Genomic DNA, 19,666 nt, shown 5'->3' with positions numbered 1-19,666 from the left:
GCGGGACGTGTGTGGAGCGGGTGGCCTTGGCCGCCCGCTCTTTTTCTAGCCCGTGACCGCCCGCACCGCCTCGGCCCGCGCCAGTCCCGCCGTCGCTTCGAAGGCGGTGGCGTAGGCGGTCTCGCCGAGTGCCTCGCGGACGCGCCGTTCCACGTCCGCCGCCTCGTCGACCGTGTCGCCGACGGGGGACCGGCGCAGCGCGCGGGCCGCGCCGAGCAGCCGGGCCGCGGCGGTGGGGTCGTCCTCGGCGAGGGCGACCGAGGCCAGGCCGACGGCGGAGGTCGCGCCGACGGGGTAGTTGCGGATGGCGATGCCGCGCTCGAAGGCCTCCCGGAACCGCTTCCGGGCCTCGCCGCCGTCCCCGGCGGCGAGGGCGATGTCGCCGAGGCCGATGAGGATCTGCGCGTGCGACTCGTTGGTCTGGACCCAGCCGGTGGGGCATTCGGCGAGGGCGGCCTCGGCGAGGCGGCGGGCGCGGTCGTGGTCGCCCTCGTGGAGGGCGACGCGGGCCAGGCCGAGGTCGCACATGGCGATCTGCTCGCGGGCGCCGACGCGGCGGGCGACGGCTCCGGCGGCGGCGAAGTCCGCGCGAGCTCCGTCGACGTCGCCGAGGCCGAGCTTGACGCGGCCCATGAGGCAGCGCAGGGTCGACTGGTCCTCGGCGGCGCCGAGTTCGGTGGCCAGGTCGTGGGCGCGGGTGAGGAGGGCGCCGATGGCCTCGGAGTCCTGGCCGCCCCAGTCGGACAGCACGGTCAGGGCGGTGATCTGGCCCCAGCGGTCGCCGACGGCGGTGAAGGCCGCCAGGCACGCCTCGGCCTCGGCGGCGGCCGCCGCCGAGTCGCCCAGGATGTTCCACTGGTAGAAGGCGGTGCCGAGGTGGCTGAGCGCGCTGATCCACGGGTCGTCGACGGCGCGCATCAGCTCGACGAGCTCGTCCATCGGCATGTCGCCCTCGTCGGGCGGCCCGTTGTACACCGCCCACAGGACCACCGTGTACGGGTGCCGGACGGGGATGTAGCCGATCGAGTACTGCGCGCGGGCGGCGGCCATGTGCGGCGCGAGGTGCGGCGCCTCGGGGTTGTAGGCGCCGGCGGTGAGGACGGCCAGCACGTACTCCTCGCCGCGGTCGGCGGGCACCTCCGGGGGCAGCAGCTTCACCAGGCACTCGGCCTGGGCGACGCCCTCGCCGCGCAGGCCGCGCAGCCACCAGTACGGGACGAGGTAGGCGGTCAGGTCCAGGGCCAGGCCGAGGTCGTTCTCGCGGGCCCAGCGCAGGGCCGCGCCGAGGTTGCCGTGCTCGGCGGCCAGCAGCCGCAGCCGGTCCAGCTGCTCTGCCGAGCGCAGCAGCGGCTCGGAGTCGCGCGCCAGCCGCAGGAACCACCCGGCGTGGCGGCGTCCGGCGCCGGGGTCGTCGAGGCGGGCGGCGGCGAAGGCGCGGATGGTGGCCAGCATCCGGAAGCGGTCGCCGTCGACCTCCAGGAGGGACTTGTCGGCGAGGCCGGTGAGCAGGTCCAGGGCGTCGGGTGTGGACAGTTCGCACACCTCGGCGGCGGCCTCGGCGGTGAAGCCGCCGGAGAACACCGACAGCCGCGCGGCGTCCCGCTGCTCCCCGGCCTCCAGGAGGTCCCAGGACCAGGACACCACCGCGTGCAGGGTCTGGTGGCGTGGCTGGGCGGTGCGGCTGCCGCGCGACAGGAGCCGGAAGCGGTCGTCGAGGTGGGCGGCGATCTCGGCGACCGGCAGGGACCGCAGCCGCGCGGCGGCCAGCTCCACCGCCAGCGGCAGGCCGTCGAGGGCGTGGCAGACGCGCGCGACGTCGGGGAGGGTGGCCTCGTCCAGCGTGAAGTCGGGCCGCACCGCCGACGCCCGCTCGGCGAACAGCCGCACGGCCGGGTAGGCCGCCGCGCCCTCGGTCTCGCCCTCGGGGGGCGCGGCCAGCGGCGGCACCGGTGACAGGGTCTCGCCGGTGATGCCGAGGGCCTCGCGGCTGGTGGCCAGCACCCGCAGGCGCGGGCAGGCGCGCAGGACGTGGTCGGCGAAGCGCGCGGCGGCGTCCACGACGTGCTCGCAGTTGTCCAGGATGAGCAGCGGCGCGCCGTCGCCGAGGGCGGCCGAGACGCGCGTGAGGACGTCCTCGTCCAGCGACAGCCCGCCCTCGCGCAGGCCGAGCGCGGTGAACACGGCCCTGGTGACGCTGCCCTCGGGCGGCAGGGCGCCCAGGTCGACGAAGCACACCTCGGGACCCCCGGCCGAGGCCTCGATGGCCAGGCGCGTCTTGCCCGCCCCGCCCGGCCCGGTGAGGGTGACCAGCCGCGACGCGGTGAGCTGCCCGGTGACCCGGTCGAGGTCCTCCTCGCGGCCGATGAAACTGGTCAGCTGCGCGGGCGGGCGCGACATCATCGTCGCGGGCACCGGCGGGGCGACGGTGGCGGGCTGGAACGGATGGAGCGTGCCGCGCAGCACCGCCAGGTGCGTGGCCGACAGCTCCGGCGAGGGATCGGCGCCCAGCCGCTCGGCCAGCTCCTCCCGGACCCGCTCGTAGACGGCCAGGGCCTCCGCCTGCCGCCCGTCGGCGGCCAGCGCGCGCATCAGCTGGCCGTGCAGGCGCTCGCGCAGGGGATGAGCGGCGGCCAGCCCGGTGAGCTCGGCGATCAGCGCGCGCGGCTCCAGGTGCAGCGACGCCTCCAGCCGGTCCTCGGTGGCGGTCAGCCGCAGCTCGTCGAGCCGGACGGCCTGGGCGCGCGCGAAGTGGTCGTCCAGGTCGGCCAGCGCGGGACCGTGCCACAGTCCCTCGGCCTCGGTGAGGACGCGCGCGGCGGTGGCGTGGTCGCCGGAGGCAAGAGCGCGCGAGCCCTCGCGGGCCAGGGCGGTGAAGACGGTGGCGTCCACGGCCTCGGGCGGCACGTTCAGGACGTAGCCGCCCCCGTCGAGGAGCATGACGCCGCTGGGCAGCGCCCGGCGCAGCCGCGAGATCTGCGACTGGAGCGCGTTGGCGGCGCCCGCGGGCGGCTCGTCGCCGTACAGGGCGTCGATCAGCCGGTCGGGCCCGACGGGGTGACCGGCGTTCAGCGCGAGCAGGGCCAGCAGCGCGCGCGAGCGCGGGCCGCCGACCGCGACGGGCGCGTCCGCGACGGTGACCCGGACCGGGCCCAGGAGGCTGATGAGCATGCCCATGATTCTCACCGAAGCGGTCTCACGCACCAACGGCGCTCGGTTGCGCCGAAAAGCGGACTCGCCTTCCCCTTAAGGACTGAACCTGTCCGCAAGGCTCCGTAACGTGGTCCTCGTCAACGGGAAGGCGTTCGCCGCCACCGGTTCGGGCGAGTCGATCTTGGCCGAATCGCGGACGGAACCTTTCCCAAAACACTCGTAATGTTTTCCTCGCCAGCGAGAGACGCCAGAAGGAGACCACCCCATGACCATTCTCGTCACCGGAGCCACCGGAAACGTCGGCGCGCAGATCGTCGCCCAGCTCGCCGAGGCGGGGCACTCCGTGCGGGCGCTGACCCGGGACGCCTCCCGCGCCTCGTTCCCGGCGGGCGTGGAGGTCGCCGAGGGCGACCTGGCCGACCCGGGCACGCTCACCGCGGCCCTGGACGGCGTCACGGCGCTGCACCTGATCGCCATCGCCGGCGACAACTACCAGCCCCTCCAGACCGCCCCGGAGATCCTGAAGCTGGCCGCCGAGCAGGGCGCCACGCGCGTGACGGTCCTGTGCGGCCCGACCTCGCAGGACGTGGAGGACGCCGCCCGCGCCAGCGGCATCGACACCACCGCGCTGTACCCGGTGGAGTTCATGTCCAACCTGAAGGAGTACGCCGAGCAGGTCCGCGAGACCGGCACCGTGACCGACGGCTTCGGCGACTCGCTGAGCGCGATCGTCCACGACGCCGACATCGCCGCGGTGGCGGTGGCCGCGCTGACCACCGACGGGCACGCGGGTAAGACGTACCCGATCACCGGCCCGGAGGTCGTGACCACGCGCGGCAAGGCCGCCATCATCGGCGAGGTCCTGGGCCGCGAGGTGCCGTTCGTGGAGGTCCCCGAGGACGAGTTCCGCGCTGGGCTCATCGCGCAGGGCTGGGAGGAGCACGCCGCCGACTGGATGGTGGGCGTCCGCCGCGAGACCCCCGAGATCGGCCGCACGGTCACCGACACCGTCCAGCAGGTCACCGGACGGCCCGCCCGCAGCATGGCGCAGTGGGTGGACGAGAACCGCGCCCTGTTCGGTTAGCGAGCCGGGCACGACCCGAACGGGGGCGGCGGAACACGACGGCAAGAGCGTGACCACCGCCGAGCGGGAAGTGTCTTGACCGTGTGTCCGCGAGGGACGCGCGCGTGCGGCGGCGCAACCAGCCCCCAGAGCCACGACGCAAGCGGGTGCCGAGGAACAGAGCCCTCCTCCGGCTCGGGAGAAGTGTTTTCAGACCCGGGGTCCAGGGGACGGAGTTCCCTGGTCTGGTCCAGGGCGAAGCGCCTGGTCGGGTGCAGGGCGAAGCGCCTGCGCTCTCGCCCCGACCAGCCGAGCACCGAGCAGGAGGCGTGAGGACCCCTCACGCCTCTTCTTCGGTGCCGGTGAGGTCGACGACCGCCGCCAGCCGCGCGTGCGACTCCTCGTCCGCCGTCATCCATTCCAGCCACGAGCCCTCGCTCCCGCGCAGGACGGTCCCCGCGTCTCCGCGAGGGGCCTCCCGCCACATCGGGTTGGGCCACAGCGGCAGCGCCGGATACGCCGCCACCACGGCCGCCAGTGCGGCCTCCGCCGGTCCTTGAACGACGCCGCCGCGCACGCCCGGCGCGAGCGGCCCGAGCGCCCCGGGCTCGCCCGACCAGGCCGCGACGAGGGTGTCGCTCATGAGCATCCCGCGCAGGACCGCGCTGAGGGGAGCGGGTGCGAAGGCGGGGAAGTAGCCGCCGTCATCGAGCTCGCAGACGGGGTCCTCGCCGGGTCCGGCCAGCAGCGACCAGCAGCCCTGGTTCTCCGTCCACACCTCGACGAGCTCGCCGTCGCGCGCCAGCCGTCCGGGCGTGGCGGGGGAATCCTGGACCTCGCGCAGCCTGCTCCCCACGAGCGTGAACCACTCGGCGAGCACGCCCGGCAGCCCCTCGGGCGGCGTGGCGGAGTCGGCCGCGCGCAGCGGCGTGGCGTACCAGCGTTCGAGGACGTCCGGCAGCCACGCCCAGCGGGGCGCGGCCAGCAGCGCGGCCTGCCCGGGCGTCACGCTAACTCCGCGACGGGGAACCCGGCCAGCTCCAGCATCGCCGCGTTCAGCGCGCCCACCGGCAGGTCGACCTCGCCGAGGCGGGTCACCGGCGCGACCCCGCGCACCGAGGACGCCACCCACACCCCGTCGGTGTGCGAGAGGTCCTCGGGACGCACCATCCGCTCTTCGCCGCGCAGGCCCAGCTCGGCGGCGTGGTCGAGGAGGAACCGCGAGGTCGTGCCCGGCAGGATGCTGGTGCGCTCCGGAGGGACGGTGCACAGCACGTCGCCGTCGATCCACATCAGCGAGGCCGTGCTGGCCTCCATCGCCCAGCCGTCGGCCGACACCCACAGCAGGTCGTCGAAACCGGCGGCCCGCGCCGCGCGCTGACCGGCCATGTTGATCGCGTACGAGAGGCTCTTGACCTGCCCCAGCAGCCACGGCGCGCTCGCGCGGACGTCGGCGGGCTCAAGGGGGTAGCCGATCGAGGCGAGCATGAGCTTCACGCCGTCGCGGCGGATCTCGGGAAGGTTCGCCGCGATCGGGTTCAGTGTGACGTAGACGGTGGGCTCGTCGCCGTACTCGCGGCCGCGCGTGCAGATCAGCCGCAGCGCGGCCTCCTCCTGCTCCGGCGCGGCGGCCAGCGCGGTCTCGGCGAGCCCGCGCAGCGCGTCCGCACCGGGCAGGGCCAGCTCCATGCGCTCGGCCGAGCGGGCCATGCGGGCCAGGTGCTCGGTCAGGTTCCACGCGACGCCGGCGCGCACGTGGACGGTCTCGAAGACGCCGTCGCCGCGGAGCGCGCCCAGGTCATCGGCGTGGAGAAGGGGTTCGTCGGCCGGTACTACGCCCCGGCCAAGGACGGCGACAATGCCCATGAGCGCCGAGGTTATACCGCCCATGATCGATCAGCGGTCGACGGAGGCGTTCATCCCACCGACGGAGATCTCCGCGTCGTCCTTTTCGGCGATGTTGCGGCGCAGCAGCCCCAGCGCGATCGGCCCGAGCTCGTAGTGGCGCACCGCGGTGCCCAGGACGCCGACCGTGCGGCCCCCCGACACGATCTCGGTGCCCGCCGCGGGCAGGTGCTCCTCGCTGCCGTCGAGGTGCAGCAGGACCAGCGTGCGCGGCGGGCGGCCCAGGTTGTGGACGCGCGCCACGGTCTCCTGGCCCCGGTAGCAGCCCTTGTCCAGGTGCACGGCCGTGGCCAGCAGCGGGATCTCGTGGGGGATGGTCTTGTGGTCGAAGTCGGCCGAGGAGGGCCGCCCGGCGGCCACGCGCAGCGCGTCGTGCGCCCAGGTCCCGGCCAGCGGCAGGCCCAGCTCGTCGGCGAGCTCGCGGACGGTGTCGCGGCGGACGAGCCGGTCGACGGTGGGCACGCCCAGCTCGTCGGTGCGGCGGCTCCACCCGTCCGGGCCGGCCTCGACGGCGTAGCGGACGGTGGGACGCACGGGCAGGTCGGCGGAGGCGAACTTGGGCCCGGGGACCGGCAGCAGGTCAGGCGCGGCCAGCGCGGTCTCGCCGGTGGTGGTGATCAGCGCCCACTCGGCGGTGACGTCTTCGATCTCCACGGGGGTGAAGAAGCGCATCTTGAGCAGGAACTCCGCCAGCGGGGCGCCGTGCCCGGCGGCCACGTCCAGCCACGTGGTGGTGCCGTCGTCGGTGACCATGACGTGCCGCTCGACGTGCCCGTGGGGGGACAGCAGCAGCGTCTCGGTGCCCGCGGTGCCCAGGTGGAGGAGGTGCTGGGAGGTGAGGCTGTGCAGCCACTCCAGGCGCGCGTCGCCGGTGACGGCGATGATCTCCCGGTCCGAGCGGTCCACGAGCGCGCCGGACGCCAGGCGCCGCTGCTCGGGGATGGGCTCGCCGTAGTGGAGCGCGACGGTGGGCGCGGCGTCCTCGGTGAGCGCGCCGACGGCGCCGGGGGCGTCCAGCAGAACCGACCTCATCAGGCCTCCTCCTCGTTGCACGACGAGCACATGCCGAACAGCGCGACATGGCCGATGTCGATGAGGAAGCCGCGCTCGGCCAGCAGTCGGTCGCGGACATCGCCGAAGACGTCCGGCGGGACCTCGTCGACCTTCCCGCAACGGTGACACACCAGGTGGACGTGACCGCGGTCACCGGCGCCGTGGTAGACGGGCGCGCCGTGGCCGAGGTGCGTGTGAGCGACCAGTCCGAGCCCTTCGAGGAGTTCGAGGGTCCGGTAGATGGTGGTGATGTTCACACCGGCGGCGGTGCGGACCACCTTGTCGTGGATCTGTTCGGGGGTGGCGTGCCCGAGTTCGAGCACGGCTTCCAGCACCAGCTGGCGCTGCGCGGTCAGGCGCAGTCCCTTGGCGCGGAGCACGTCGGCTAGCTGCGGGACGGGCATGGTGGAGATCCTATGCCGCGCGTCTCAAGATCGCCCCGCTGACGTGCGCTGACCGGCTCGGTCAGCGGCGGTGCGCCGACGGTGCGGGGACGGTAAGCGCCCGGCCGCATCGTTCTGGGCATGACCGACATCGCGAAGAGCGCTCCCGCCCCCAACGGACGACGCTGGCTCGTCCTGAGCATCCTCTGCCTGGCCACCGTCCTGCTGGCCATCGACATGACCGTCCTGCACCTGGCCGTCCCGGCGCTGATCGAGGACGTGAACCCCTCCTCGACGCAGCTGCTGTGGATCGCCGACGTCTACGGTTTCGCCCTCGGCGGCCTGCTGATCACCATGGGCAACCTGGGTGACCGCTTCGGCCGCAAGAAGGTCCTGATGAGCGGGCTGTTCGCCTTCGGTGCGGCCTCGGCGCTGACCGCCTTCGCGCCCACCGCCGAGATCCTCATCGGCGCCCGCGCGCTGCTGGGCATCGCCGGTGCGACCATCATGCCCACGGCCGCGGCGATCCTGCGGAACGTGTTCACCGACGGCAAGGAGCGCTCCACCGCGATCGGCCTCTGGTCGGCGATGTCGGCCTCCGGTTTCGCCCTCGGCCCGGTGGTCGGCGGGCTGCTGCTGGACCACTTCTGGTGGGGCTCGGTGTTCCTGATCAACGTGCCGGTGATGCTGGTGGTGCTGGTCATCGGCCTGGTCGTGATCCCGGAGTCGCGCAACCCCAAGGCCGGTCCGATCGACCTGTTCAGCGTGGTCCTCTCGTTCGTCGGCATCATCGCGCTGATCTACGGCATCAAGACCGCCGCCCACGACGGCATCGGCGAGATCAAGGCCCTCGCGGGGCTGGCCGTCGGCGTCCTCGGCCTGGGCCTGTTCATCCGCCGCCAGACGCGGCTGGCCTCGCCGCTGATGGACCTGAAGCTGTTCCGCTCCCGCGTCTTCGCCGGGGCCGTGGCCACCAACGTCATCACCGTCTTCGGGATGATCGCCCTGTCGCTGGTGCTGGCGCAGTACCTCCAGCTGGTCCTGGGCTGGTCGCCGCTGCTGGCCGGTGTCGCCGGGATCCCCGGCGGCCTCAGCGCCGGGCTGACCGCCCCGTTCGCCGCGAAGATCGCCGCCAAGTGGGGACGCGGCAAGACCGTCGCCGTGGGCATGGTCCTGCTGTCGATCAGCCTGGTCCTCTACACCCGCCTCGGCGCCGAGCCGGACTACCTGGCGCTGCTCCCGGCGATGATGTTCGGCGGCGCGGGCATGGGCGTGGCCTTCGCCCTGACCAACGACATCGTCCTGGCGGCGGTCCCGAAGGAGCGCTCCGGCGCGGCGGTCTCGATCGTGGAGACGGCCACCGAGATGGGCGGCGCGCTGGGCATCGCGGTCCTGGGCAGCATCATGAGCTCCGCCTACAGCTCGAATCTGGAGATCCCCGCCGAGGTGCCCGCCGAGGCCGTCCCGGCCCTCAAGGAGCAGCTCGCGGCGGCCCTGCAGACCGCGGCGAACCTGCCCGCCGAGGCCGGCGCCCGGCTGGTGGCCGACGCCAAGGAGGCCTTCGTGGACTCCATGCACATCACCACCGTCACCGGCGCGATCATCGTGGCCGCCGCCGCGATCCTGGCCCTGATCACCCTGCGCGGCAAGTTCGTCCCGGCCGCCGACGACGCCCACGGCGAGGACGAGGTGGCGCCGGAGCCGGTCAAGGAGGAGGCCCTCACCCGCTGATCCCGCACAAAGCGAAGGCCCCGCGCGATGCGCGGGGCCTTATGTCTTTATCTGTAGCCGTATGGGGCGGGCGGGGGCGGCATGACCGGGACCGCCACCGGCACCACCGGCTGCGGGGGCGGCGGGACCGTCCGCGTCGAGCCGTCGGGCAGCGGCAGCGTGTAGTTCGCGCCGTCCCACATGATCGGCGGGACCGACGGGTCGCGCCCGGTGAACACCGCCCGCTGCGCGGTGAGGCTGGTCAGCAGCTCGTGCTCCTCGCGCTGGTAGTCGGGGTCGGGACGCCCGCGCACCAGCCCGTCGCGCAGCAGCGCCAAGCGCGTGGCGGTGAACTGGTAGCCGCGCATGGCCCGGACGCCGACGTCGCCCATCATCCGCCGCGCCCACTCGCGCGCCGAGGCCCGGCGCGAGAACGTCACCAGCGAGGCCACCTCCGGCGCGGTCAGCCACCCGGCGCGCACGTAGTCGGGCAGGACGCGCGCGACCAGCCGCGCCTCCCACGCCCGGATCCAGATCGCGCCGCCCACCGCCGTCAGGAACACCGGCACCATCACCGAGACGTACCCGACGGCCAGGACGCGCTCGCCCAGCGTGGCCAGCAGGTTCCAGGAGCCGTGCAGGATCATCGCGACCAGCAGCATCCCCACCGGCGCCACGATCCGCACCCACACCTTGTTGGTGCGGGCCGCCAGGCCCAGCCCGACCCCCGTCATCGAGGTGAACAGGGGATGGGCGAAACCGGACAGCAGGATCCGGACCACGAACAGCGCGGCCACCGAGGCCGCGCCCGAGGCGTCCCCGAGGAGCCGCTGCCCGGTCACGTAGGTGCCGGAGATGTAGAGGATGTTCTCGGCCATCGCGAAACCGGTCGCCGACAGTCCGCAGTAGACGATGCCGTCGACGATGCCGGAGAAGTGGCGGCGCCGGAACCAGAACAGCAGCAGCGGCCCGAGGGCCTTGGTGGTCTCCTCGATGACCGGCGCGACGGCGACGGCCACCAGATTGTCGGAGATCCCGGCGGCCTCGAACTGATGGGCGAAGAACGTGTTGACCCCCAGCGAGATCGCGGTGGCCACGCACGCGCCCCAGCCGAAGCAGAAGGCCAGGTAGGCGGTCGGTTCGGGCTCGTAGCGGTCGAGCCACATGAAGCAGGCGACCAGCACCGGCACGGGGATGACCGCCGTCCCGACGCCGATCAGCAGCGGGCCCACGCCCACGCGCGTGCCGACCACGAGCAAGATCACGGTCGCGCCGGCCACGAGGGCGGCGATGATGCCCAGGATCAGCAGAAACCGGCCCACGGTGAAACGCCGGGGCGGCGGTGGGAGGGGCGTCGAGATCTCACCGGGCGGGACGTACGACATGCCGACAGCCTAGTCGCGCTATCGTGTTCGACAGGTCATGAGCGCCAGCGTCAAGCCCCGGCTCGCTGGCCGGCAACCCAACAACCGCGTGGGGTGCCCCGGGTGAAGACCAGGCTCGTGCCAAGGCGGCACGGGCAAACGCGGGCCTGCCTCGGCGGGTCCCTGGACTCGCCTGGAGGCACCGTGTCGTCCCTCGCCGTATCCGCGAACCCGTTTCCCGTGATCGACGCCCCCCTCGTCCCCCTCGTCGGCGGCGAAGAGGTCCGCTACGCCAACTTCGACCACGCCGCCTCCACGCCCTGTCTGCGCGTGGCCGCCGACGCCGTCACCGCGCTGCTGCCGACCTACGCCAGCGTCCACCGCGGCGCCGGGTACTTCTCCCAGTCCTCCACCCGCGCCTACGAGGACGCCCGCGCGACCATCGGCCGCTTCGTGAACGCGCGCCCCGACGACGCGGTGATCTTCACCCGCAACAGCACCGACTCGCTGAACCTGCTTGCCCGCGCGCTGCCCGCCGACTGCACCGTCATCGCCTTCGACTCCGAGCACCACGCGAACCTGCTGCCCTGGCGCAACCTGATCCGGCTGCCCGCGCCCGACTCCCGGGCCACCGCGGTGCGCTCGGTCCACGAGGCCCTCCGCTTCGTCGACGGGCCCGCGCTGGTCGCCGTCACCGGCGCCTCCAACGTCACCGGTGAGCTGTTCCCGGTCGCCGAGATCGCCCTCATCGCCCGCCGCCACGGCGCCCGCGTCGTCGTGGACGCCGCGCAGCTCGCCCCGCACCGCGCGGTGGACGTCCAGGCCCTCGGCGCCGACTACGTCGTCTTCTCCGGCCACAAGCTCTACGCGCCCTTCGGCACCGGCGTCCTCATCGGCCGCACCGACTGGCTCGACGCCGCCGAGCCCTACCTGTACGGCGGCGGAGCCTCGGCGCACGTCGGCGACGCCACCAACGACCTGCGCTGGCACACCGGCGCCGCCCGCCACGAGGGCGGCAGCCCCAACGTCGTGGGCGCCGTCGCGCTGGCCGCGGTCTGCGAGTCCCTCATGAACGCCGACCGCGCGGCCCTGTTCGCCTGGGAGGAGACCCTGCGGACCCGCCTGGCCGACGGGCTCACCGCGATCCCCGGCGTCCGGCAGCTGCACATCTTCGGGCCACAGGCCCCGCGCGTGGGCACCGTGGCGTTCACCGTCGACGGGTACCCCGCCGACCTGGTGGCCGCGGTCCTGTCGGCCGAGCACGGCATCGGCGTCCGCGACGGGCTCTTCTGCGCCCACCCGCTGACCCGCCGCCTGCTCACCGAGGCCGGGGTCGCCCCCACCCACAGCACCGGCTGCGGCACCACCGGGCGCCCGCAGGTCGTGGCCACCGCCGTGCGCGCGTCCATCGGCCTGGGCATCACCGTCGATGACGTGGACCGGCTCATCGCCGCGGTGGCCACGCTGGCCGCCGACGGTCCCCGGTGGACGTACAGCCTGGTCGACGGCCGTCCCGGTCCCGTCCCCGACCCGCGGCCGGTCGCCTAGACTGCCAGGCGTGATCGGGATACTGACCGTCGCCGTCCTCGTCGCCGCCTTCGGCGCGCTCGCCGGTGGCCTCGGGTATCTGGCCGTGCGGACATGGAGGCGACCGTGGTGACCGACTTCAGCGAGTACTTCGACGGGAAGGTCGAGGCTTACCCGTACGAGGAGACCCACGACCTGCGCACCGGGCCGGACCTGAACCAGGCGCTGCTGCCGCTGCTGCCGTTCGTCGGCGTGTGGCGCGGCAAGGGCCACGGCAGCTACCCCTCGGTCCCGGAGTTCCACTACGGGCAGGAGATCCGGGTCAGCCACGACGGCCGTCCCTTCCTGTTCTACGAGTCGCGGACCTGGCTCATCGACGCCACCGGCAAGCCCGTGCGGCCCGCCGCGCGGGAGGCCGGGTTCTTCCGGCCCGTCGCCGACAAGCCCGACGAGGTGGAGCTGCTGCTCACCCACCCCACCGGGATCCTGGAGCTCTACGTCGGGCGCGTGAAGGGCGTCCAGATGGAGCTGGTCACCGACGCGGTGGTGCGCACGCCCACCGCCAAGGAGGTCACCGCCGGGCACCGCCTGTACGGCATCGTGGACCGCGACCTGGCCTATGTCGCCGAGATGGCCGCCGAGGGGCACCCCCTCCAGTCGCACCTGTCGGCGAAGCTGGAGCGCGTCGGGGGCTGACCCGATGCCGGGAAACCGTGCGGCGGGCGACGCCGGTACCGTCGCCCTCCACTCCGGGACGGACGTCGCCCCGGAGGGCGCGAGCGTGCCCTTCCCGTCCCCGTTCCGGGAGCCGGTCGTGACGTTATCCCCACCACCGGCGGACCCGCCCGGCACCGGCTCCGCCGGGAGACGGGCCGGATCGTGGCGCGCGTACGCGGTGGCCGCGGCGATCGCGGCGGCGGCCGTCCTGCTGACCGCCGTCCTCGCCCCGGCCCGCGCGCCGGAGGACCCGACGGCCTTCTCGTTCCCCTGCCAGCGGTGGAGTACCGAGCTGCGGATCCCGTTCCTGCAGGGCGCCGTCACCGTCCACCACGACGACACCGACCCCGGTAACCGGCACACCTGCTCCGCCGACTTCCCGGCGGGCGGGCGCGTCGCGCTCGTGCTGAGCGCCTTCCCGGCCCCGGAGGACGCCACCGAGGCCCTGCGCGCCGAGGCCCGCGCCGCCTGCGAGACCGACCACAACCAGCTCGTGCGCGCCCTCGCCGACGGCGTCGGATGCCGCGAGGGCGGCAACGAGACCGGCGTCGTCTACGACCGTCCCGAACGGGTGTTCTTCGCGCGGGCCTTCGGCCACAAGCTCGCGGTGATCGTGCTGACCGGCCCGCAGAGCGAGTACTTCGACGCCTACAGCGAGAGCACCGAACTGCCGCTGACCGACCTGCTGCTGGGCGAGGCCGCCCGCGCCGCCGCGCTCGCCGAGACGCTGGCCGGTTAGGGCTTGCGCGCCTCGATCAGGAACCGCCGGGTGGTGGCCGTGAACGGGCCCTCCGCCTCGATCCGCTCGTGCAGCGCCAGCAGTTGCGGACGGTACCGCGCGACGGAGAACTCCGGCACCGTCCAGATCACCTTCCGCAGGAACACCACCACCGCGCCCACGTCGAAGAACTCCGCCCGCAGCGCCTCCGGGCGCAGATCCACCACCTCCAGGCCCGCCGCCTCGGCCTCGCCCGCGATCCGCTCCGGCGAGCGCGCCTCGTTGTCGGCGAACTCGCCGATCATCGCCGCCGTCAGCTCGTGCATCGACCCCATGCCGACCTGCTGCGACAGGTACGACCCACCGGGGGCCAGGACGCGCGCGACCTCGTCGAAACGCGTCACCACCGGGTGGCGGGACACGACGAGGTCGAAGGTGCCGTCATCGAAGGGCAGGGCGTCCTCGTTGCCGACGTGGTGGACGCTCGCGCCCAGCGGCGCGAGATTGCGCCGGGCGACCGCCAGGTTCGGTTCCCACGACTCGGTCGCGGCCAGCAGCGGCGGCGGCTGCGGGATCGTGGCCAGGACCTCCCCGCCGCCGGTCTGCACGTCCAGGCCCGCGGCGGCCCGGGCCATGCGCTCCCCGATCAGGCGGGCGTAACCCCAGCTCGGCCGTTGCTCGGTGGCGCGTCCGGCGAACCAGGAGAAGTCCCAGCCCTCGACCGGCACCGACTCGCCCTCGGCGATCAGTTCCTCGAAATTCCGCATGATCGCCATTCTGGCCGTCCACCGATCGGTGGACACCGGATTTACGACCACCGGCCGTCAGTGCCGGGCCCGTCGCGGCCCGAGGCTTAAGGCATGAGCGATACCGCGATCCGAGTCGAAGGACTCACCAAGCGCTTCGGTGACGTGAAGGTCCTGCACGGCGTCGACCTCACCGTCCACAAGGGGGAGACCCTGGCCGTGCTCGGCCCCAACGGCGCCGGGAAGACCACCGCCGTGGAGATCCTCGCCGGGCTCGGCCCCCGCGACGGCGGCGAGGTCTCCGTCCTGGGCGTCGACCCCGCCAAAGCCGGACGCGCCTGGCGCGCCCGCGTCGGCGTCGTCATGCAGTCGGCCTCCGACCTGGCCACCCTGACCGTCGCCGAGACCGTCCGGCACTTCGCCGGCTACTACCCCGACCCCCGCGACCCCGCCGAGGTCATCGAGGCCGTCGGCCTCACCGAACACGCCCGCCGCCGCGTCGGCAAACTCTCCGGCGGCCAGCGCCGCCGCGTCGACGTCGCCCTCGGCATCATCGGCCGCCCCGAACTGCTGTTCCTCGACGAACCCACCACCGGCTTCGACCCCGAGGCGCGGCAGCGATTCTGGGAGCTGATCCGGCTGCTGTCCGGCGAGGGCACCACCATCCTGCTGACCACCCACTACCTCGGTGAGGCCGAGGCGCTCGCCGACCGGGTCGCGGTCATCGCGTCCGGTGTCGTGGAGGCCGTCGGGACGGTCGGCGAGCTGCGCGCGGCCGCCGGTGACCTCGTGGAGGTGACCTGGCGGGACGGCGCCGAGCGCACCGAGGAGCCGACCGCGCTGGTCACCAAGCTCGCCGCCCACTACGGCGGCGAGGTGCCCGGCCTCAACGTGCGCCGCCCGTCCCTCGAAGACGTCTACCTCGCGATGATCAAGGAGCAGAACTGATGCCAGGCACCGTCACGATCGGCCTGTCGCGCGGCCTGATGGAGATCAGGGACTTCAGCCGCGACATCGGCCAGGTCATGTTCACCTTCTCGTTCCCGGCGCTGCTGCTGCTGATGCTGGGCGGCATCTACGACCAGCACCTCGGTGACGGGCTGAACCTCAGCCACGTGTTCGCCGCGTCCATCGCCGCCTCGGCGATCGTGTCGACGTCCTTCGTCAACCTGGGCGGTTCGATCGCCGCCGAACGCGACGACGGCACCCTCAAGCGCCTGCGGACCACGCCGATGCCGAAGGTCTCCTACTTCATGGGCAAGATCATCCTGGTGCTGGTGATCTCGGTGGTGGAGCTGGCGCTGATGCTGGGCCTGGCCGTCCTGCTCTACGACATGAAGCTGCCCACCGACGCCGGGCACTGGCTGCGGCTGGGCTGGCTGTTCCTGCTCGGGGTGACCTGCTGGAGCCTGCTCGGCATGGCCGCCAGCGGCCTGGCGCGCTCGGCCCGCTCGGCGGCGATCATCATGTCGGTGATCTACACCCTGCTCGGTTTCGTCTCCGGGGTGTACATCGTCCCCGGCTCGATTCCCCCGGTGATGGCCGACATCGGCGCGGTGTTCCCGCTGAAGTGGCTGGCCCAGGGCTTCCGCTCGGCGCTGCTGCCGGACCTCGCGCAGGCCCAGGAGGCGACCGGTTCCTGGGAGCTGGGGCGGGTGGCGCTGGTACTGCTCGGCTGGACCGTCGCAGGATTGGTCCTGTGCATGATGACATTCCGATGGCGCAGCGCCCGGACCCGATGACCGAGACCCTGTGGCGCCGGTACATCTGGTGGGACGTGATGTACCTGGTGGTGTCGGTGCTGACGGCGGTCCTGTCCGCCATCTCCGCCGACACCGCCGCCAGGCGCGTCTGGATCGTGGTCCTGGTGGCCGCCATCTTCGGCTGCTACCTCCTGGTGGGGCGCCGCCTGGCGACGCGGCAGCCGGTCGCGCTGTGGAGGGAACTGGCCTTCCAGGGCCTCATGATCGCGCTGTACCTGGCGCTGGCGACGGTCGCCGAGGGCGCGCCGCTGATGATGATGATGCTCGGGTCACTGGCGTTCTGGCTGGGCACGACCCTCTCGGCGGTCGTGGTCACGCTCCTCCTGAACGGCTGCACCATCCTCGGCTGGTACCTCGGCGGGCGCGACCCGCTGGACATGATCCCGCTGTCCCTGGCGATCGCCGCGATCACTCTCGTCAGCGGATCCTGGTCGCGCTCGATGGTGCGGCAGAACCTCCAGCGCGCCGACCTGATCCACGAGCTGCGCGCCACCCAGCAGGAGGTCGCGCGGCTGTCCCGCGAGGCCGGGGTCGCCGCCGAGCGCCAGCGCGTCGCCGCCGACATCCACGACACCCTCGCGCAGGGCTTCGGTTCGATCGTGATGCTCGCGCAGGCCCTGCGCGCCTCCCTGGAGCGCGACCCGGACGCCGTCCACCGGCACCTCGACCTCATCGAGGAGACCGCCCGCGACAACCTCGCCGAGGCCCGCGCGATCGTGTCGGCCATGCAGCCGCCCGTCCTCGACGGCGGCCTGGAGGACGCCGTCCGCCGCCTCGCCGGGGACGCGCGGGTGGCGGTGACCGGCGTCCCCCGCCCGCTGCCGCCGCCGGTGGCGGTGGTGCTGCTGCGCTCGGGGCAGGAGGCGCTGACCAACGTCCGCAAGCACGCCGGGCCCGCCAGCGTCCACATCGAACTGTCCTTTCTGGAGGAAACGGTGCGCCTCGCCGTCACCGACGACGGCCCCGGCTTCGACCCCGCCGCGGCCACCGGCGGCTTCGGGCTCTCGGGGATGCGCGGCCGCGCCACCGAGGTGGGCGGCAAGATGACCGTGCGGAGCCGTCCCGGCGAGGGAACGGCCGTGACCGTGGAGGTACCGGCGTGATCAAGGTCCTGATCGTCGACGACCACCCCGTCGTGCGCGCCGGGCTGGCCGGCATCCTCGCCGCCGCCGAGGACGTGGAAGTGGTGGGCGAGGCCGGATCCGGTGAGGAGGCCATCGCCCGCGCCGCCACCGCGTCGCCCGACGTGGTCCTCATGGACCTCCGCATGCCCGGCTGCGGCGGCGTGGAGGCCACCCGCGCCATCGCCGGGCCCCACCGCCGGGTCCTGATCCTGACGACCTACGAAACCGACGCCGACATCCTCCGCGCCGTGGAGGCCGGTGCCGTCGGCTACCTGCTCAAGGACAGCCCCGGCGTGGACCTGGTGTCCGCCATCCGCGCCGCCGCCCGCGGCGAGACCGTCCTGGCCCCCTCGGTCGCCGCCCGCCTGATGGCCACCGTCCGCGCGCCCCAGAACGACACCCTGTCCCCGCGCGAGGTGGAGGTCCTGCGCCTGGTGGCCGAAGGGATGAGCAACCCCGACATCGGCCGCAGGCTCCACATCAGCGAGGCGACGGTGAAGACGCACCTGCTGCGGGCGTACGGGAAGCTGGGGGTGACCGACCGGACGGCGGCGGTGATGACGGCGATCCGGCGGGGGATCCTGCGGGTTTGAGGGGCGGCACGGCCTGGCTGCCACATTTGCCCAGGTCGAAGCGTGTCGCGGTCGGCCACCGGCATCGCCGACCGTGCATCACCTCGATCCCGCCGGCCCACGTGATCCCCGGCCGGACCGGCCATGACCCGCGCGGCCTCGGCGTGCTCCCCGGGTGGTCGGCCGGTCGCCGAAATCGCGGCGGGCCGCCATCGTCGGCGAGCGGTTCCAGGTGGTCCTTGCCCGTCGGGGCCGGGTGCGCTCGGCCGTGATCCCCGGCCGGGCCGGTCATGACCCGCGCGGGCGCGGCCTCGGCGTGCTCCCCGGGTGGCCGGTCGCCGAAATCGCGGCGGGCCGCCATCGTCGGCGAGCGGTTCCAAGTGGTCCATGCCCGCCGGGGCCGGGTGCGCTCGGCGGCACAGCCGGGTTCTCCCCTTCTCAGCCGGGTTCGGTCGTGGGCTTTCGCGCTCGCGGTGCACATGGCGTTCGATTCCATGCCCACTCGACCGTCTCGGGCCTCTCCTCGCTGGTGGGCCTCGCCAGGCGTGCTCACCGCCCGATCCCCCCTCGCCCGGCGGTCCCACGCCACCCCGCGCTCGCCGGGCGGCCGTCCACTGTGGCCTCACCACTCGCCGTGCCGCCGGGCGGTTCCGGTGGCTTGTATCGGTTTTGTATCGCGCCTCGGTTCACTGATCCGGCACTGCCCGATCGAGAGAGGTCTCCGGCATGACCCTTCGCAATCGTCTGGCCAAGGTGGCCGTGGCCGTCGTGTTCGGCGCGGTCCTGGCCGTCCCGGCCGCCGCGTCCGCGCAGGCCGACGCGTCCACGCTGGCCGCGCCCAACCACAAGCTGCCGTTCCCCTGCGGCCAGGTGTGGTCCGGCCAGACCCGCAGCAATCACAGCCCGGCCAACGCCATCGACTTCAACCGCGCCAACGACGAGGGCGATGTCGTCGCCGCCAGCGCGCCCGGCACCGTTACCACCGTCCGCGACCTGGGCGGCACCAGCTACGGCCGTTACGTCGTGATCGACCACGGCGGCGGCTACTCGTCCCTCTACGCGCACCTGCAGAGCTGGACGGTGTCCGTCGGCGACCGCGTCGACTACGGCACCCGCATCGGCTACGTCGGCACCACCGGCGGATCGACCGGCCCGCACCTCCACTACGAGCAGCGGACCAACGGCTCGTCGGTGCGGATCTCCTTCCAGGGCTCGGCCGCCCTGTACTGGGGGACCAGGGACTACACCAGCGGCAACGAATGCGGCGGCAACCTGTACAGCCCCCAGGACCTCTGCGGCGCCGGTTACAACAAGATCGACGAGGCCGGACTGGTGTCCGGCGGCGTCAGCTACGGCAAGGTCTACCTGCTGTACAACGCGTCCAGCAAGTACAACTGCGTGGTCACCCTCAAGCACCGCAGCCTCGACACGGCGACCGCGACCTCGTCCTACCTGGAACCGGACGGGGCGTCGAGAGTGACCGACTCCGGCAACTTCGGCTGGTACGCCGGTCCGGTGCGCGCCTACGCGCCCGGCTGCGTGAAATGGGGCGGCTCGGTGAGCGGAGTCGCGTACAACAGCCCCTCCGAGCACTGCGCTTGAGGCACGGCGACGCTTCCCGGGCACCGGGCCGCGTGGGTACGACGGCGGCCCGGGACGACCCGGGAGACGGCCCCGCGCGCGTGCGAGAGCGCGCGGGCCGGAGACGAGGAGACGTCGATCGATCGACCGGCCGCGGGACCGGGTGATCGGGGATCGAAGGCCTTGTGTTCCTGATGGGGAGGCGGCCCACCCGGTGACGGGTGGGCCGCCTTTTTGCCGCCGCCTCGATGCCCGCGCGCCGGACCCGTGCACCTCAGGACCGGTGCGCC

17 protein-coding genes, 1 pseudogene and 1 riboswitch are annotated in these 19,666 nt (G+C 73.3%); of the genes and pseudogenes, 11 read left to right on the top strand and 7 right to left on the bottom strand.

The window, feature by feature from the left end; all coding sequences use genetic code 11:
* Positions 1-45: 45 nt before the first annotated feature.
* Positions 46-3,168: an AfsR/SARP family transcriptional regulator gene (locus QSK10_RS10170; RefSeq protein WP_285662383.1), complete on the bottom strand. Its 3,123-nt coding sequence runs from the start codon at positions 3,166-3,168 to the stop codon at positions 46-48.
* Between the two features lie 247 nt (positions 3,169-3,415).
* On the opposite strand from QSK10_RS10170, the gene QSK10_RS10165 reads away from it, so the two are divergent.
* Positions 3,416-4,234: an NmrA family NAD(P)-binding protein gene (locus QSK10_RS10165; RefSeq protein ID WP_285662382.1), complete on the top strand. Its 819-nt coding sequence runs from the start codon at positions 3,416-3,418 to the stop codon at positions 4,232-4,234.
* 319 nt (positions 4,235-4,553) lie between these two features.
* On the opposite strand, the gene QSK10_RS10160 is transcribed toward QSK10_RS10165, so the two are convergent.
* From QSK10_RS10160 to QSK10_RS10145, 4 genes are read right to left on the bottom strand one after another with little or no spacing between them, the layout of a single operon-like run.
* Complete coding sequence (locus QSK10_RS10160; RefSeq protein WP_285662381.1) at positions 4,554-5,222, bottom strand: hypothetical protein; 669 nt, start codon at positions 5,220-5,222, stop codon at positions 4,554-4,556.
* The gene (locus QSK10_RS10155) at positions 5,219-6,079 is read right to left on the bottom strand and encodes an aminotransferase class IV (protein WP_285662380.1); all 861 of its coding nucleotides are present in this window, start codon (positions 6,077-6,079) and stop codon (positions 5,219-5,221) included. Before QSK10_RS10155 ends, QSK10_RS10160 begins: the two co-directional genes overlap by 4 nt.
* Before the next feature lie 30 nt (positions 6,080-6,109).
* Positions 6,110-7,138, bottom strand: a complete 1,029-nt coding sequence (gene ygfZ, locus QSK10_RS10150) for a CAF17-like 4Fe-4S cluster assembly/insertion protein YgfZ (RefSeq protein WP_432705322.1) — start codon at positions 7,136-7,138, stop codon at positions 6,110-6,112.
* A gap of 11 nt (positions 7,139-7,149) precedes the next feature.
* Entirely contained in the window at positions 7,150-7,575 is a 426-nt protein-coding gene (locus tag QSK10_RS10145; RefSeq protein ID WP_285662378.1) for a Fur family transcriptional regulator, read from the bottom strand.
* 120 nt (positions 7,576-7,695) lie between these two features.
* Here QSK10_RS10145 and QSK10_RS10140 point away from each other — a divergent pair, with 120 nt between their 5' ends.
* Positions 7,696-9,285 carry an MFS transporter gene (locus tag QSK10_RS10140; RefSeq protein WP_285662377.1) on the top strand — a complete coding sequence of 530 codons (1,590 nt, stop codon included), beginning with the start codon at positions 7,696-7,698 and terminating at the stop codon, positions 9,283-9,285.
* Between the two features lie 47 nt (positions 9,286-9,332).
* Here the strand turns inward: QSK10_RS10140 and QSK10_RS10135 are convergent, their stop codons facing one another.
* Positions 9,333-10,649, bottom strand: coding sequence for a PrsW family intramembrane metalloprotease (locus QSK10_RS10135; protein WP_285662376.1), 1,317 nt, complete (start codon positions 10,647-10,649; stop codon positions 9,333-9,335).
* A 33-nt stretch (positions 10,650-10,682) separates the two neighbouring features.
* Positions 10,683-10,796: riboswitch (SAM riboswitch) on the top strand.
* A gap of 36 nt (positions 10,797-10,832) precedes the next feature.
* On the opposite strand from QSK10_RS10135, the pseudogene QSK10_RS10130 reads away from it, so the two are divergent.
* From QSK10_RS10130 to QSK10_RS10115, 4 genes and pseudogenes are all read left to right on the top strand, one after another.
* Positions 10,833-12,098: pseudogene (locus QSK10_RS10130) on the top strand (aminotransferase class V-fold PLP-dependent enzyme); the annotation flags it as partial.
* An 88-nt stretch (positions 12,099-12,186) separates the two neighbouring features.
* Positions 12,187-12,288, top strand: coding sequence for a small membrane protein MtfM (mtfM, locus tag QSK10_RS10125; RefSeq protein WP_285662375.1), 102 nt, complete (start codon positions 12,187-12,189; stop codon positions 12,286-12,288).
* Positions 12,285-12,851 carry a heme-binding beta-barrel domain-containing protein gene (locus QSK10_RS10120; RefSeq protein ID WP_285662374.1) on the top strand — a complete coding sequence of 189 codons (567 nt, stop codon included), beginning with the start codon at positions 12,285-12,287 and terminating at the stop codon, positions 12,849-12,851. The genes mtfM and QSK10_RS10120 overlap by 4 nt, the downstream gene beginning before the upstream one ends.
* Positions 12,852-12,855: 4 nt before the next feature.
* Complete coding sequence (locus QSK10_RS10115) at positions 12,856-13,611, top strand: hypothetical protein (RefSeq protein WP_285662373.1); 756 nt, start codon at positions 12,856-12,858, stop codon at positions 13,609-13,611.
* On the opposite strand, the gene QSK10_RS10110 is transcribed toward QSK10_RS10115, so the two are convergent.
* A complete protein-coding gene (locus QSK10_RS10110; RefSeq protein ID WP_285662372.1) occupies positions 13,608-14,357 on the bottom strand; it encodes a class I SAM-dependent methyltransferase in 750 nt (249 codons plus the stop codon). The two genes, QSK10_RS10115 and QSK10_RS10110, sit on opposite strands and share 4 nt — an antisense overlap.
* A 93-nt stretch (positions 14,358-14,450) precedes the next feature.
* On the opposite strand from QSK10_RS10110, the gene QSK10_RS10105 reads away from it, so the two are divergent.
* The 5 genes from QSK10_RS10105 to QSK10_RS10085 all read left to right on the top strand — a co-directional run bounded on the left by QSK10_RS10105 (position 14,451) and on the right by QSK10_RS10085 (position 19,397).
* Positions 14,451-15,284: an ABC transporter ATP-binding protein gene (locus QSK10_RS10105; RefSeq protein ID WP_285662371.1), complete on the top strand. Its 834-nt coding sequence runs from the start codon at positions 14,451-14,453 to the stop codon at positions 15,282-15,284.
* Positions 15,284-16,078, top strand: a complete 795-nt coding sequence (locus QSK10_RS10100; protein ID WP_285662370.1) for an ABC transporter permease — start codon at positions 15,284-15,286, stop codon at positions 16,076-16,078. Before QSK10_RS10105 ends, QSK10_RS10100 begins: the two co-directional genes overlap by 1 nt.
* Entirely contained in the window at positions 16,036-17,202 is a 1,167-nt protein-coding gene (locus tag QSK10_RS10095; protein ID WP_285662369.1) for a sensor histidine kinase, read from the top strand. The genes QSK10_RS10100 and QSK10_RS10095 overlap by 43 nt, the downstream gene beginning before the upstream one ends.
* Complete coding sequence (locus QSK10_RS10090) at positions 17,199-17,816, top strand: response regulator (protein WP_285662368.1); 618 nt, start codon at positions 17,199-17,201, stop codon at positions 17,814-17,816. Before QSK10_RS10095 ends, QSK10_RS10090 begins: the two co-directional genes overlap by 4 nt.
* A gap of 705 nt (positions 17,817-18,521) precedes the next feature.
* Positions 18,522-19,397 (top strand): M23 family metallopeptidase, encoded by an 876-nt coding sequence (locus QSK10_RS10085; RefSeq protein ID WP_285662367.1) that lies wholly within the window; start codon positions 18,522-18,524, stop codon positions 19,395-19,397.
* The last annotated feature ends 269 nt before the right edge of the window (positions 19,398-19,666 follow it).

This window comes from Actinorhabdospora filicis (assembly GCF_030269765.1).
Lineage (GTDB): Bacteria > Actinomycetota > Actinomycetes > Mycobacteriales > Micromonosporaceae > Actinorhabdospora > Actinorhabdospora filicis.
This window is presented reverse-complemented; position numbering and strand designations above follow the sequence as displayed.